Source organism: uncultured Arenimonas sp. (assembly GCF_963976025.1).
Classification (GTDB): domain Bacteria; phylum Pseudomonadota; class Gammaproteobacteria; order Xanthomonadales; family Xanthomonadaceae; genus Arenimonas.
The window spans coordinates 1-14,397 of the sequence record NZ_CAXBJS010000065.1 but is presented as its reverse complement, the minus strand read 5'-3'; the positions used below and the strand labels follow the sequence as shown (position 1 = coordinate 14,397).

Below are 14,397 nucleotides of genomic sequence, written 5' to 3'. Positions count from 1 at the left end.
CCCTGGCCTGGCCGCGCTGCTGGCCGCGCACCGCGCGCTGGAAGAAGCGGTGCTGACCAAGCACCAGAACCGCTTCAAGCCCGACGTCGCCCGCAAATGGGTGGAGCTGGTGTACGAAGGTTTCTACAACGACCCACTGAAGACGGACCTGGAAGCCTTCCTGGCCTCCAGCCAGCGCTGCGTCAACGGCGAGGTCGTGCTGGAAACCCAGGGCGGCAAGGTCGATGCCGTCGCCGTGCGCAGCCCGCACCTGCTGCACGCCAAGGGCGCCACCTACGCCCAGTCCGCCGACTGGGGCGTGGAGGAGGCCGAAGGTTTCATCCGCCTGTTCGGCATGTCCAGCACCCTGTGGGCTGAAATCAACCGGAAATGAGCATGCTTCCCGACGTCCTCAAGCACCTCGAAGCCCTGGTCGGCTTCGACACCCGCAACCCGCCGCGTGCCATCGGCACCGGCGGCATCTTCGATTACCTGCGCGCGCAGCTGCCGGGTTTCGAAGTGCGGGTGACCGACCACGGCGCCGGCGCGGTATCCATGCTGGCCGTGCGCGGCAAGCCGACGCGCGTGTTCAACGTGCACCTGGACACGGTGCCCAGCTCGCCGGACTGGAGCGCCGACCCGCACACCCTGCGGGTCACGGCCGACAAGGCCATTGGCCTGGGTGCCTGCGACATCAAGGGCGCCGCCGCCGGCCTGGTCGCCGCCGCCAATGCCACGACGGGCGACGCCGCCTTCCTGTTCAGCAGCGACGAAGAAGCCAACGACGCCCGCTGCATCGCCGCCTTCCTGGCCAGCAACCATGGCTTCAAGGAGGCGATCATCGCCGAACCGACGATGTGCGAAGCCGTGCTGGCCCACCGCGGTATCAGCTCGGTGCTGATGCGCTTCAAGGGCCAGGCCGGCCACGCCTCGGGCGCCGATGCCTTTGAACTGAGCGCCGTGCACCAGGCCATGCGCTGGGGCACCCGGGCCCTGGACCACGCCAGGGCGCAGTCGCATGCGCGATTTGGCGGGCTGACCGGCCTGCGCTTCAACATCGGCCGCGTCGAAGGCGGCATCAAGGCCAACATGATCGCGCCCGCGGCCGAAGTTCGCTTCGGCTTCCGGCCGCTGCCGTCGATGGACATGGACGCCATGCACGCGCAGTTCCGGGAACTGGCCGACGCCAAGGCCCTGGCCCACTACGAAGAAACCTTCCGCGGCCCCTCGCTGCCGGCCGGCGACATCGCCCGCGCCGAAGAAAGGCGCCTGGCCGCCCGCGACCTCGCCGACGAACTCGGCCTGCCAATTGGCAACGCAGTGGACTTCTGGACCGAAGCCTCGCTGTTCTCCGCCGCCGGCCTTACCGCCTTTGTTTACGGCCCCGGCGACATCGCCCAGGCCCACACCGCCGACGAATGGGTGACGCTGGAGCAACTGGCCACCGCCGCCGCCAACTACACCCGCCTGCTGGAGCAAACCGCGTGACCGAGATGCGCACCACGATCGTCCGGCTGCTGTCGAACATGGCCAGCGCCAAGGAGATCCAGCAGTACCTCAAGCGCTTTTCCCAGGTGGACGCCGCGCGTTTCGCCGTGGTGAAGGTGGGCGGCGCCATCCTGCGCGACGAACTCGACGCGCTGGTGTCCTCGCTTTCCTTCCTGCAGCAGGTGGGCCTGACGCCGATCGTCATCCACGGCGCCGGCCCGCAGCTGGACGAAGAAATGACCGCCGCCGGCATCGGCAAGAAGGTCGTGGACGGCCTGCGGGTCACCGACAGCGAAGGGTTGGCCATCGTGCGGCGCGTTGCCCAGCGCGAGAACCTGCGCCTGGTCGAGGCCCTGCAGGCCCAGGGCGTGCGCGCCACGTCCATCACCGCCGGCGTGTTCGAGTGCGATTACCTCGACCAGGCGAAGTTCGGCCTGGTCGGCCAGGTGCAGCGCGTGGACGACGCCGGCATCCAGGCGGCGATCAAGGTCGGTTCGATCCCGGTGATCGCCTCGCTGGGCGAAACCACCGGCGGCCAGATCCTCAACGTCAACGCCGACTGGGCCGCCAATGATCTGGTGAAGGCGCTGCAGCCCTACAAGATCATCTTCCTCACCGGCACCGGCGGCCTGCTCGACGGCGACGGCGACGTGATCGACTCGATCAACCTGAGCACCGAATACGAAGAGCTGCTGGCCCAGCCCTGGCTGCACTCGGGCATGCGGGTGAAGATCCAGCAGATCCACGACCTGCTGATGCAGCTGCCGCTGTCGAGCTCGGTGTCGATCACCCGGCCCGACCAGCTGGCCAAGGAACTGTTCACCCACCGCGGCTCGGGCACCCTGGTGCGCCGCGGCGAGCAGGTGCGCAAGGTCACACGCTGGGACGAACTGGACCTCGAGCGCGTGCGCGCCCTGGTTGAGCGCGGCTTCGGCCGCAAGCTGGCGCCGGACTATTTCGAAAAGACTCCGCTGCTCAAGGCCTTCGTCAGCGAACACTACCGCGCCGCATTGCTGATTACCGACGAAGACGGCCTGCCGCACCTGGACAAGTTCGCCGTCAGCGACGACGCCCAGGGCGAAGGCCTGGGCCGCGCCGCCTGGCAGGTAATGCGCGCCGATACGCCGCAGCTGTTCTGGCGCGCCCGCAACGGCAACCCGGTGAACGATTTCTACTTCGACGAAGCCGACGGCTGCCTGAAAGGCGAACAGTGGAACGTGTTCTGGTACGGCCTGGAGGGCTGGGACCAGATACGCTACGCCGTGGACCATTGCCTGGCGCGTCCCGCCACCCTGAAGGGCTGACATGCAGAACCTGCACTGGACGATTCCCCCCATCCTCGAGGGCACCCACGTCACCCTCGAGCCGCTGCAGCCGCACCACGGCGAGGACTTGCTGGCCGCGGCCGCCGACGGCGAGCTGTGGAACCTCTGGTACACCCAGGTGCCCGGCCCGGAAACCATCCGCGCCTACATGGCCCGCGCCATGGCCGACCGCGAAGGCGGCACGGCCATGCCCTTCCTGGTGCGCGATGCCAGCGGCGAGCCCGTGGGCAGCACGCGTTTCTTCCGCCTGGAACCGGTCATCCCCAGCCTGGAGATCGGCTTCACCTGGTATTCGGCCCGCGTGCAGCGCAGCGCCCTGAACACCGAGGCCAAGCGCCTGCTGCTGGGCCACGCCTTCGACGCCATGGGCTGCAGCGTGGTCGAACTGCGCACCCACGTGATGAACCACCGTTCGCGCGCGGCGATCGAACGCCTGGGCGCGCACTTCGACGGCGTCCTGCGCCGGCAGATGCGCATGCCCGACGGCCACCTGCGCGACACCGCCGTGTATTCGATCCTGGACACCGAATGGCCGGTGGTGCGCCGCGGCCTGGACTTCAAGCTCGAACACGGGGGCAGGGCGTGAGCGAGCGTTTTTCCCTGGGCCTGGTCGGCGCCCGCGGTTACGTCGGCGCCGAGCTGATCAGGCTGGTGGCCGCGCATCCGCGCTTCGAGCTGGCCTTCGTGTCATCGCGCGAACGCGACGGCCAGCGCCTGGCCGAACACGAAGCCGCCTACACCGGCGACCTGCGTTACAGCAACCTGGGTCCCGATGCCGTGGCCGGGCAGGGCGTCGATGCCCTGGTGCTGGCCCTGCCCAACGGCATGGCTGCCGGTTTCACCGCGGCCCTGGACGCGGCCGGCAAGGACACGGTGGTGGTGGATCTTTCGGCCGATTTCCGCTTCGACGACAGCTGGCACTACGGCCTGCCCGAACTCACCCGCCACCACGCCGGCTGCGCCCGCCGCATCAGCAACCCGGGCTGCTACGCCACCGCTATGCAGCTGGCCGTGGCGCCGATGCGTGACGTGCTGGCCGGGCCGGTGCAGTGTTTCGGCGTGTCGGGCTATTCCGGCGCCGGCACCAGCCCTTCGGACAAGAACGATCCGGAAAAGCTGCGCGACAACCTGATGCCCTATGCACTTGTGAACCACATCCACGAACGCGAAGTGACCCGCCAGCTGGGGCACGCGGTGGAGTTCATGCCGCACGTGGCGCCACATTTCCGCGGCATCACGATGACCGCCAACCTGCACCTGCAGCGTGCCTTCGGTATTGACGAGGTGCAGCAGCGCTACCGCGAAGCCTACGCCGACGAACCGCTGGTGGCCGTCGTGGACGACGCGCCCTGGGTCAGCCGGATCGCCGGCCGCCACGGCGCCGAGGTCGGCGGCTTCACGCTGTCGGCCGACGGCCGGCGGCTGGTGGTGGTCTCGACGCTGGACAACCTGCTCAAGGGCGCCGCCACCCAGGCCCTGCAAAACCTCAACCTGGCCTTCGGCCTGCCCGAAACCATGGGAATCCCGACATGAGCGACCTGCTGTGGCAAAAACCCGGCGTGCAAGTCGACCCGCGCATCCAGGCCTTCCTGGCCGGCGACGACGTGGTGCTGGACCGCGAGTTCATCCAGGACGACATCACTGCCTCGGCCGCGCATGCACGCGGGCTGGCGCGCATCGGCATCCTGACTTCTTCGGAATGTGATGACCTTTGCCGCGAGCTGGACGCCCTGTCGGAAGACCTGAAGTCCGGCGCGTTCGTGCTGGATGACCGCTTCGAAGACTGCCATTCGGCCATCGAATCGCGCCTGGTCGAACGCCTTGGCGACACCGGCCGCAAGATCCACACCGGCCGCAGCCGCAACGACCAGGTGCTGGTCGCCACGCGCCTGTGGCTCAAGCGCAAGCTGCTTGAACTGCAGGCCCTGTGCCGCGAAACCGCCGAAGTCTGCCTGCAGCGCGCCGAAGCCGACACCATCCCCATGCCCGGCTATACCCACCTGCAGCGCGCCGTGGTGTCGTCCACCGCCATGTGGTGGGCCGGCTTCGCCGAGGCCTTCATCGACAACGCCGTGCGCGCGAAACAGGCCCACGACTGGATAGACGCCAATCCCCTGGGCACCGCCGCCGGCTACGGCGTCAACCTGCCGCTGGACCGCGAGGGCAGCACGCAGGAACTCGGCTTCGCCCGCATGCAGGTGAGCCCCATCTACGCCCAGCTCAGCCGCGGCAAGTTCGAAATCGCCGCCGTCGACGCCCTGGGTGCTGCGGCCCTGGACCTGCGCCGCCTGGCCTGGGACCTGAGCCTGTTCACCACCGCCGAGTTCGGCTTCGTCAGCCTGCCGGCGCAGTACACCACCGGCAGTTCGATCATGCCGAACAAGCGGAATCCGGACCTGGTGGAGTTGCTGCGGGCTACATACGCCAGCATCGCCGCGTCCCGGACTGAGCTCGAGCAGCTACTGTCGCTGCCCAGTGGGTATCACCGCGACCTGCAGTTCACAAAGGGGGCGTTGTTCCACGCCTTTGGGCGCGGCCTGGGTGCCATGGCGCTGCTGCCGAACCTGCTGCGTGGCATGGAATGGAAGGCCGACCGGCTGGCCGGTGCTTTCGACGACGGCATGTATGCGACCGACAAGGCGGTTGAGTTGGCCGTAGCTGGACTGCCGTTTCGTGAGGCTTACAAGCAGGCGGCCGCTGAGCCGCTGCCGAAGGCCGGGGCGGATGCGCAGGCGAGCCTGGATGCGCGGGTGTCGCCGGGTGGGGCAGGGGCATGGAACATGGAAGTTCTAACTCGACGGCTCGGATCGCTCAAACTTCCGAACTGAACCGCAGCAATCGTCCTTCCCTGGGTTCGCCCAAATCAGGTTGATTCTGCGGTCAATGCAGAGCTGGCCCTTACACTCGTGACCCGGCTTCGGACCTTCTGCGAGGCTCAGCAACTGGCTTCTAGGGACGGCGAGGGAGTCACTTGCTAGTAGGCTGCGCTGGCTTGAAGTCAACGACCTAGCGTGAGCGAGCCTGGTTGATAGTCGAGTTCAATCGGCTCAGGGTCTGGGAGTCCGGAAGGCAATCCATTTTCCATGGCCCACTTCTCCTTTATGACTCTTAGGAATCTTCCTGCCCTTCTCTGTCTCGCCGAATAAGTAAGGTCCAGGAGTAGCGGATAGGGCACAGACCGGTTGCGGACCTTCACTAGATGCGACTCAAAGATCAGCAGGCAGTAGTGGATGTTTGTTCGTTTCGAGAGAGTGAACTCAACAACGCGATCAGCGACTAGGCGAGGGTGTAAGTCAGGGACATTCTCATTAATGAGTATCAGGGTGCCGGTAGCAAGGTGAGGAAGTCTACCTAATTCGTCACCGATTTGATGGTTGGCACTTCTGCATACCTTCTCAATTCCACGCGTCATTCTCGAAGAAATTGACTTCTCGAGAGCAGCTAAGTGCTCACTGCTCATGGCTATGCGTGACAGTGGAAGTGATCCAAAAATCTTGCTGCCAGTGTAAGTGAGGTACTCATCAAGTACAGCTTCGCCCCTCCAGCGCTGAGTTTGCTTAAGCGTCTTAACTTCGACCACTACCCTCCCTTCATCCAACAGGTAGTCAGCTTGTTTCTCGCCAGGCTTCACTTCTGGCCGCCCCAGATTGATCTTCGTTGATCTAGGTAGTTGATCAAGAAATGCCAGGACTCTGTCTTCTAGTGAAGGCTTCATTCAGTTTCCGAATCCTGAGTTACATCACGCGTAGGATCTCAGCCGGAACGTTTGAATCGTCCTAGCTTGGGATCACACAAGGGCGCGAGTGATGATGCCAATATCTTCGGGCGTATACGCTTGAAAAGTTGTGCCTTTGCAGGAGAAGCTTCCGTTTAGTACTGCATCGCGGCACTCTAGCCATATTTCATCTCCCAAAGCTTCCAGCTCCAAGCCTGCTCCCGCGAAAGGAACATCAGATGCGAACAATATTTGGTTCGCACTGCGGCTAGGGAGAACCAAGGCCGCCCCGGGGGGGGTGGAGGGCTGCCACAAACTCGAGTCAGCACAAGTTTGTCGAGATTGTGGCATCGGTAAACGTGAAAAATGTACTCATCTGCTTCGAATGCCCAGATGGCTTTAAGGAGTTGACTCGGCTCCCCGCGAGATGTGTCTTCGTGCTCGGAATAAAAGCCAACTGGTTCTCGTAGCGCCCCCAGTAGAAAAGGAAACGACAGCGAGTGTCGAAGTTCGACATCAATCCAGTGAGATAGCAGCTTGTGCCAGCGAGTATCCATGACTTCATCCTTTTGTGCGCGGCCCACGCGGATTTCTCGCAAAGAGTCGTGACATTGAGAGAAGTCAGTCCTCGGACTCAATAATCTCATGGACAAATCTACGAGCGCCTTCAAGATCCGGGTCAGTTGCTAAGTCTCTTTGCACGACTTCTGCCACCCATTTCGGGCCGTGATCTGGGACTGTCCTCAGAAATCCTTCCAGTTCGCCGACGTCCACGACATGTACTCCGTGGCTTTTGAGCTTGGATAGTAGGCGATGAACCGCCTGTGAGGCATCTCCTGGGGGTACGTAGGCTTTACCCAGCGATTTGGCGTTTGCCCACGCTGTAGTCAGCTTGAGCACATTTGCTATGCGCGCCTTGGCGGCCTTGGAGAAAGTATCTGAGGTTTCTGATGAGAAGATATCGTCAATTTCTGCTTTGACCTCGGCAACGGTTCGGTCGGGTCTCTTGGCGTCTATAGCTGACTTGACTATCTTCCAGTCGCGTTGGATTTCCTCCCATGGGCAGCCTAGCGCCTCCGAAATGTTCCGCAAAGGTTGCTCTTCGGACAAGACGTCAAAGTCACAGACCACTCTTACAGGAACACCAACCTTTACGAGTGCTCGGGCGACAAGCGCAATTCGGGCCTTGCCGCCGCAATGCACGAAGTGGAGGTCCGGCTGTTTCTTCTCCTGCCCAGACACAACATTGGCGATGGCTGAGTAGAAGCTGCAATCGGAGTCGGATTCGCAGACGATTACGCGTTCATGAAAAAGTCCATCAAGGATGTTGCTATGTCTGAACAGTGAGTCGCTCCAAAGCTCATTAATGTCCGAGTTGCTCAATAGCCTCACCCGATTGGCTTGGCCGTGTCGTTCGATGCGCAGGACGCGCACGTTGCCATTGTTTTGCGATAGCACCCCCTTTAATACATCGCTACTATGAGTTGCGATGAATATCTGCCTTCTACCATTGGCGGCCGCAATAACGTTCTGACCGAGTAGCTTTGCCTGGGGTGGGTGCAAAAATGCCTCAGGCTCATCGATTAGAACGATCGTTTCCTTTCCGACAGATGTGGCTAGTAGGACGCTAGCAAAGCTCCTCATTCCGTCGCCCTGCTCATGAAGCTTTGGCAGTTTTTCCAGTCGCTCCAGAAAGGGGAGGCTTACGCGATCCTCATCCTTGGCGGGAACCGGCCGCTCGCCCACATACAGTGGAACTTCGTTCCCCGCGTTTCGATGTACAACTAGATCGGTCCCGAAGGCGCTCTTGAACGACGCGCTAAGCTGGAGCTCCAGTTCGTCGTTTCGTGCAAGATAGTGGATCGGGTGGGTCGGATTTTCCGATGTGAGTCGGATAGCTTGAGCTGGATTGGCTGTCGTAAGCCTTTGCTCTCCTCCCAGTAGCAGGAGGAACCACCTTGATAATGGATTGTTTGCACTCCCGCTATCTAAGCTGATCCACCCGTTAATGGCCACGTTTCGCCGGACCTGATGGCCCATGGACTGAAATATCGGGTTCTCTTGGCTTCCATCGACGCTCCTTATGGCCCAGCTGCGAATCCACTCTTCAAACTCCCCCGGATCGCCCTTCTTTTCAAATTCCAAGTCAGTAACCACCGGGCTTCGGTGGGTTCTATTCTCAAACTTACTGCTAATTCCACGTAGGGTTGCGCTCTTTCCGGAGTTGTTTGGCCCTACAATTACAGTGATGTCATTGGCTGTCAGCGCAATTCTGGTTCCGTCACTAAACGTGATGGACGAAATCCAAACCCGAACGGGTGACTCGGAAGGATCTTGGGACATCGATGGGGCTCCAAGAAATGGGCTGGTCGTACGTTTGATTTGGGCTCTAGACGAGCGCTGGGTTGCGTCTATTGCAGATTTGCTTTTCGATTAGAACTCAGTTTCAGGTCCGCAATCTTGTGTCGGAGGAATCAAGCAAGATTTGTTTCACAGTTTGGCGGCCTAGCGCTTTTCGGGTCAGGATTCAGCGTAGGTATTTCAGATTGCCTGCGCGAGTTACCGCCAGTTGGCTGGAACTTCGTTGCGTTAGGCGCTGCTCGTCCTGCTGGTGGGGGCACGAAATCCAAGAGAAGTTCTACAAGAGGTTGACTGAAATTCGGTCGGCTACCTTGCCTCGGTGTGCCGCAATACCTTCAGCGACACGGCCAGCACCAAAGCTGCGCCGACACCCAACACCGCCCACAACAACCACTTCTGCCAATCCTCGCCGCGCTTCGGCGTCAGTGCCTGCTCGCCGGCGGCTTCCATCCTCATGCCCAGGGTCGCGGGAGAGGGCGGGGTGCTGGTGGCTTCCAGCGCGGCCTTCACCGGGTAGTCCTCGCGCTCGGCGCGCACGCTGCCGGCGGCCAGGGTGTAGGGGGCCGGGCCCTGGGCGAGCAGTACGAAGCGTTCGGGGCGGTAGCTCAAAAGCAGCTTCGGGGCCTTGTTGAGCGCGGGCTGGGTGGTGAGGCGCCATTCGCGGTCGCGGCGCGGCTCGATGCCCGGCGGGATGTGGCGGACTTCGTCCTTGCCGCTGCCCAGGCGGAAGGCGGCGAAGTTGGCGACCGGGCGCCACCAGTCTTCGCCGGGGTTCTTGGCGCCGATCTGGGCGGCGGCCACGGAGTTGGCGTCGGCCAGGGTCAGGTCCACGCGCTCGACGGCAATCGGGCCCGGGGTGCTGAAGTCGTAGACGCCGGGCTGGGCGCTGTAGGCGGTGCCGGTGAGTTCAAGCACCTTCCACTCGCGGCCATCGCCGGCATCCACGCGGCGTTCGCCCTTGAGCGCGGCCAGCATCGGCCAATTGCCGTCGCCTTCGATGGCCAGGCGCAGGTAGCGCGCCTGCGTGGGCGGGAATTCGAGCTGCAGGCGTTCGATGCGCAGGCCGTTGTCGTCCAGGGCCACCAGCGGCAGGCCGCTGCCGATACGCTGCCAGTCGGCCAGGTCGTCCGAGGCGCTGATGCGCACGCGCAGGTTCACCGGCAGTTCGGCGGTTTCTGCCAGTTCGACGTGCAGCACGGAAATCGACGGCGGGTCTTCGCCGCGGTCGAGCAGCAGGTCGTGGCGTTCTTCGGGAGGCGGCGAGTCGTCGGTGGTGCGCAGGTCCAGGCCGCGCAGCGTGCCGTTGGCGTCGCGTTCCAGGCGCAGGGCCAGGCTGTCGGGCTGGCCGGGGGCGGGCAGGGGCACGCGAAGCCACGGAATTGCATCGAACTCTTCCTCGTCCCGGGCCTTGGGCGGCCAGGGCGCGAACGGCACGGGTTCGCCGTTGGCGTTGAATACGGCCAGGTCGCGCAGGTCGCCGCGGGTGACGTACTGCAGCACCTCGGCGTCGAGCTCCAGCACGTGCGCGGCGCCGTCGCCTTCAGTCTTTATCGGCCACTGCCAGGCGTAATCCTGGGGCGAGGCCGCCCGGGCGGGGCCGGCCAGCACGGTAGCCAGGGCGGCAGCTATCAGGAAAGAAGAACGCATGCGCTTACTCCGAACGACGGGGTGGGGTGGGGGCGATGCGACCGACCACGATCAGCAGCAGGCCCACGACCACGAAGGAAACAATGCCGGCGACGTTGCCAACGAAGTGGCGGTCGACGAACAGCAGCTTCAGCAGCACCACGCCCAGCAGCGCGGCGCCGAACCACCACAGCGCGCGGTCGCCGCGGCGCGAGCCCATCACCCAGGCGGTAACACCCGCCAGGCCCCAGGCAATGGTGAGGCTGGCCTGCGCGGCGGTTTCGCCCAGCAGGTCGGGCGACCAGGGCAGGCCGCCCAGCTGGTGGCAGGCACGCAGCACGCTCATTGAAAGCAGGAACAGCGCGGCGCCGGCCCAGGCCAGCCAGCCCAGGCGGTGCGGGTCGCTGTGGTTGCGCAGCCACATCGCGGCCACCAGCAGGCCCAGCACCAGCCACAGCTCCAGCGGGTTGAGCAGCGGCAGCCACGGCAGCGGGTTGCTGTCGCCTGGCAGGAAATTGCCGAACAGCCAGCCCAGGCCGAGGCCAAGGCCAGCCATCGCCAACCAGGCCACGCGCCAGCGCGGGAACTGGTCGGCCACCGGCCAGGCGCCAATGGCCGGGCGCTTCCAAGTCAGTACGAACAGCACCGCCAGCGGCGCCAGCACCGCCGGCAGCAGCCAGCCGTCGGCCAGGTCGGCGCGGTCGGCCAGTACCCGCAGCAGGGTGATGCCGCCGGCCAGCGCCACCGTGCTCAGCCAGCTCAGGTGGGCGAACATCAGGCCCAGCGAACGCGGCGTGCGCAGCGCCCGCAGCGTGTACAGCGCGCCGGCCAGCAGCGGCCACCACAGCAGCAGCGGCCAGTCGAACATCGTCGTGTCCCAGTGGTCCTGCGAGGCCAGCGACAGCGGCAGCAGCAGCATCACCGACGCCGCCACCGGCCACGACAGGCGCGGCCAGACCAGCGGCTTGCGCAGCGCGGCGGCCAGCGCTGCGGTCAGCAGGCAGAAGCCGGCGTAATACAGCGCGTCGAAACGCGGCGACAGGTTCACCTCGATCTCGCGCACGCCCAGCAGCGCCCACCAGCCCAGGCCGACCAGGAACAGGATGATCTGCAGCGCGCGGCTCGCGCCGGTCCGCATGTACAGGAAGGACGCCGCCAGCCAGGTGAAGGCCAGCAGCCCCAGGTTCATGGCGTGGCCGTTGATCAGGAAGCGGTCTTCGCGGCCGAGGTTCCAGTCGAACAGACTCACGACCCAGGCGCCGCCGGCCAGCACCAGCAGCACCAGGCCGCTCCACCGGGTCAGGCGACGGCCCTGGCGCAGGCCCAGCCAGACCATGCCCAGGCCCTGAAGCGCCCAGGCCGCGGAGGTCCAGCGCGCATCGAGGGCCAAGGGGATGGCGAGCGTGGCGAACACCACGCCCATGCCGGCAGCGCTTTGCGCGAGGTCGCGCAGGCGCGCGTTGCGCGTGGCCCACACCGCCAGGCCGGCGAAGATCGCGGCAACCACCACGGCGCTGGTGGCCAGGCCGAAGCGGTCGCCTTCCAGCAGGCCCACCTGCATCGGGAAGGCCAGCAGCGGCGTGCCGAAGAGCAGCGTGCCGTCCACCTTGCCGTTCTTCTGGCGCCCGGCCAGCGCGTACAGCACCGGGATGGCGACGTAGAACAGGAAGAACAGCACCAGGAAGGGTTCGACGGTGGCGAACAGCTCCGGCCGGTAATACTTCGCGCCCCAGACGCCGCCGATGGCGAAGGTGAAGACGAAGCCCACCAGGTTCAGCGCCCGCCACGGCTTCTTCCAGGCGATGGCGAACACGGCGGCGTTGAGCACCGCGTAATAACTGAACAGCGCGACGTGGTTGCCGCTGCCGGTTGAAAGCAGCACCGGTGCCAGATAGCCGCCGATGAAACCGAGCACGGCCAGGGCCGGCGCGTCCTGTTTCACCGCCAGCACGCTGGCGCCGGCCACCAGGATCACCACCAGCACGAAGGCCGGCATGGCGCCCAGCACCTCGTAGTTGCGGAAGGCCGCGAAGACCACCAGCAGCAGGATGCCGATGGCGCCGCCCTGCAGGCTCAGCCCGAAGGCCGGGCGTTCGGCGGCGTTGCGCAGGCCCCAGATGAGCAGGGCGATGGCGGCGGCGGCGATGCCGGCCAGGCGCAGTTCGATCGGTACCACCAGCCAGCCGGCGTCAGCGGCGTACTTGATGCCGGCGGCGACGCCGAACATCAGCACAAGCACGCCCAGCTTCACCGGCACGTTGCCTTCGAACAGCCAGGCCTTGGCGGCCAGCACGGCGCGGGTGATCGGGTCGGGTTCGGCCGGTTCGGCAGGCGGCGCCGGCGCTTCGATGCGCGGCGCGGGCGCGGCGGCGGCCACGGGGCGGGGGAGGGTGGGCCCGGACTGAACCGCTTCGGGTTGCGCGGGAATCGGGGGTGGTTGTGGTGCCTGGGCCGGCGCCGGGGCCGGGGCGTCCACTTCGGGCCGCAGGCCGGGCGCGCCCGTGTCGGCCTCGGGCATGGGCGCCGGCGCGGGCCGGGCCTGGGCCGCTGCCGAAGCGGCCTGGCCGCGCAGGGCCATCACCTGCTGTTCCAGCTGGCCCACCCGGCGGCGCAGCAGCAGCAGGCTGCCGGAAAGCACCCCGAGCCCGGCACCGGCCAGGAAACCGAAGAACATCCGGCTCTCGTCAGCAATCAGTGCGCCCAGCAGCGCACCCACGAAACCCAGGATCCAGCTCATCCGCTTCCCCGACGGTGTTGGTGGGGGGAGTGTAGCGGAGCCGTGAAGGGAGGCGGAAAAGCAGAAGGGCCGCCCGGAGGCAGCCCTTTGGTTTCGATTTGGTCGGGGAGACAGGATTTGAACCTGCGACTTCTACGTCCCGAACGTAGCGCTCTACCAGGCTGAGCTACACCCCGAGGGATCGAGCCGGCAATTCTAGGGACTCGGGCCGGATTCGGCAAGCCCGGCGTGACGGCGGGGGCTGCGGGGACGCGCCCGGACGGCCGCAGCCGCTAGAATGCGCAGGTTCGCCCTGGAGTTGCCTGCCTTGATCAAGCCCCGCACCACGCCCGGGGTCATGGAGCTGCTGCCCCGTGACCAGATTGCCTTCCAGCGCATGCTGGACGTCATCCGCCGCAACTATGAACGCTTCGGCTTCCTGCCGGTGGAAACGCCGGTTTTCGAGCTGTCCGAAGTGCTGCTGACCAAAACCGGCGGCGAAACCGAGCGGCAGGTGTATTTCGTGCAGTCCACCGGCGCCCTTGAACAAGGCGGCCAGCCCGAACTGGCCCTGCGCTTCGACCTCACCGTGCCGCTGGCCCGCTACGTGGCCCAGCACGAACACGACCTGGCCTTCCCGTTCCGGCGCTACCAGATCCAGCGCGTGTACCGGGGCGAGCGTGCCCAGCGCGGCCGCTTCCGCGAGTTCTACCAGTGCGACATCGACGTGATCGGCAAGGACACGCTCAGCGTGCGCCATGACGCCGAGATGCCCGCCGTCATCCACGCGGTGTTCGCCGAGCTGGGCGTGGGCGATTTCACCATCCAGCTGAACAACCGCAAGCTGCTGCGCGGCTTCTTCGAAGGCCTGGGCATTGCCGAGGGCGAACGCCAGGCGCTGGTGCTGCGCGAGATCGACAAACTCGACAAGCGCGGCGCCGACGCCGTGCGCGCCACGCTGACCGGCCCGGATTTCGGGCTGGCCGACGAGGTCGCCGACCAGATCATGGCCTTCGTGCAGGTGCGTTCCACCTCGCACGCCGATGCCCTGGCGCGCCTGGACGCGCTGGGCACCGGCAATGCCACCCTGGCCGAAGGCGTGGCCGAGCTGCGCGAGGTCATCGAGCTGCTCAAAGCCCAGGGCGTGCCGGAAACCGACTACGCGGTGAACTTCTCCATCGCCCGCG

The 14,397-nt window shown here is 65.2% G+C and carries 10 protein-coding genes, 1 tRNA gene and 1 pseudogene; 7 read left to right on the top strand and 5 right to left on the bottom strand.

Translation table 11 applies throughout. The features are described from left to right. From AACZ35_RS07025 to argH, 6 genes and pseudogenes are all read left to right on the top strand, one after another. A pseudogene (locus AACZ35_RS07025) lies at positions 1-373 on the top strand (argininosuccinate synthase); the annotation flags it as partial. Between the two features lie 2 nt (positions 374-375). Next, positions 376-1,467 (top strand): acetylornithine deacetylase, encoded by a 1,092-nt coding sequence (locus AACZ35_RS07020; protein WP_339827571.1) that lies wholly within the window; start codon positions 376-378, stop codon positions 1,465-1,467. Between the two features lie 5 nt (positions 1,468-1,472). Continuing rightward, positions 1,473-2,771, top strand: coding sequence for an acetylglutamate kinase (locus tag AACZ35_RS07015; RefSeq protein ID WP_339827574.1), 1,299 nt, complete (start codon positions 1,473-1,475; stop codon positions 2,769-2,771). 1 nt (position 2,772) lies between these two features. Next, positions 2,773-3,378 (top strand): GNAT family N-acetyltransferase, encoded by a 606-nt coding sequence (locus AACZ35_RS07010; protein ID WP_339827568.1) that lies wholly within the window; start codon positions 2,773-2,775, stop codon positions 3,376-3,378. Next, positions 3,375-4,325 (top strand): N-acetyl-gamma-glutamyl-phosphate reductase, encoded by a 951-nt coding sequence (gene argC, locus AACZ35_RS07005; RefSeq protein ID WP_339827565.1) that lies wholly within the window; start codon positions 3,375-3,377, stop codon positions 4,323-4,325. Before AACZ35_RS07010 ends, argC begins: the two co-directional genes overlap by 4 nt. After that, the gene (argH, locus tag AACZ35_RS07000; RefSeq protein ID WP_339827563.1) at positions 4,322-5,620 is read left to right on the top strand and encodes an argininosuccinate lyase; all 1,299 of its coding nucleotides are present in this window, start codon (positions 4,322-4,324) and stop codon (positions 5,618-5,620) included. Before argC ends, argH begins: the two co-directional genes overlap by 4 nt. Positions 5,621-5,790: 170 nt before the next feature. Here the strand turns inward: argH and AACZ35_RS06995 are convergent, their stop codons facing one another. The 5 genes from AACZ35_RS06995 to AACZ35_RS06975 all read right to left on the bottom strand — a co-directional run bounded on the left by AACZ35_RS06995 (position 5,791) and on the right by AACZ35_RS06975 (position 13,407). Further along, the gene (locus AACZ35_RS06995) at positions 5,791-6,507 is read right to left on the bottom strand and encodes a hypothetical protein (RefSeq protein WP_339827561.1); all 717 of its coding nucleotides are present in this window, start codon (positions 6,505-6,507) and stop codon (positions 5,791-5,793) included. A 621-nt stretch (positions 6,508-7,128) separates the two neighbouring features. Beyond that, positions 7,129-8,850: an AAA family ATPase gene (locus AACZ35_RS06990; protein ID WP_339827558.1), complete on the bottom strand. Its 1,722-nt coding sequence runs from the start codon at positions 8,848-8,850 to the stop codon at positions 7,129-7,131. A gap of 324 nt (positions 8,851-9,174) precedes the next feature. Continuing rightward, a complete protein-coding gene (locus tag AACZ35_RS06985) occupies positions 9,175-10,515 on the bottom strand; it encodes a DUF3999 family protein (protein ID WP_339827556.1) in 1,341 nt (446 codons plus the stop codon). Between the two features lie 4 nt (positions 10,516-10,519). Further along, entirely contained in the window at positions 10,520-13,231 is a 2,712-nt protein-coding gene (locus AACZ35_RS06980) for a DUF2339 domain-containing protein (protein ID WP_339827554.1), read from the bottom strand. A 99-nt stretch (positions 13,232-13,330) separates the two neighbouring features. Beyond that, positions 13,331-13,407: transfer RNA gene (locus AACZ35_RS06975), tRNA-Pro, on the bottom strand. Between the two features lie 131 nt (positions 13,408-13,538). Here AACZ35_RS06975 and AACZ35_RS06970 point away from each other — a divergent pair. Further along, positions 13,539-14,397: HisS family protein (locus AACZ35_RS06970; RefSeq protein WP_339827552.1), on the top strand; the 859-nt coding region annotated here is incomplete at its 3' end.

Coding starts and splice junctions, on each gene's coding strand:
- AACZ35_RS06995 (WP_339827561.1), bottom strand. CDS start 6,507: ATGAAGCCTTCACTAGAAGACAGAGTCCTGGCATTTCTTGATCAACTA.
- AACZ35_RS07015 (WP_339827574.1), top strand. CDS start 1,473: ATGCGCACCACGATCGTCCGGCTGCTGTCGAACATGGCCAGCGCCAAG.
- AACZ35_RS06985 (WP_339827556.1), bottom strand. CDS start 10,515: ATGCGTTCTTCTTTCCTGATAGCTGCCGCCCTGGCTACCGTGCTGGCC.
- AACZ35_RS06990 (WP_339827558.1), bottom strand. CDS start 8,850: ATGTCCCAAGATCCTTCCGAGTCACCCGTTCGGGTTTGGATTTCGTCC.
- AACZ35_RS06980 (WP_339827554.1), bottom strand. CDS start 13,231: ATGAGCTGGATCCTGGGTTTCGTGGGTGCGCTGCTGGGCGCACTGATT.
- argH (WP_339827563.1), top strand. CDS start 4,322: ATGAGCGACCTGCTGTGGCAAAAACCCGGCGTGCAAGTCGACCCGCGC.
- AACZ35_RS07010 (WP_339827568.1), top strand. CDS start 2,773: ATGCAGAACCTGCACTGGACGATTCCCCCCATCCTCGAGGGCACCCAC.
- AACZ35_RS07020 (WP_339827571.1), top strand. CDS start 376: ATGCTTCCCGACGTCCTCAAGCACCTCGAAGCCCTGGTCGGCTTCGAC.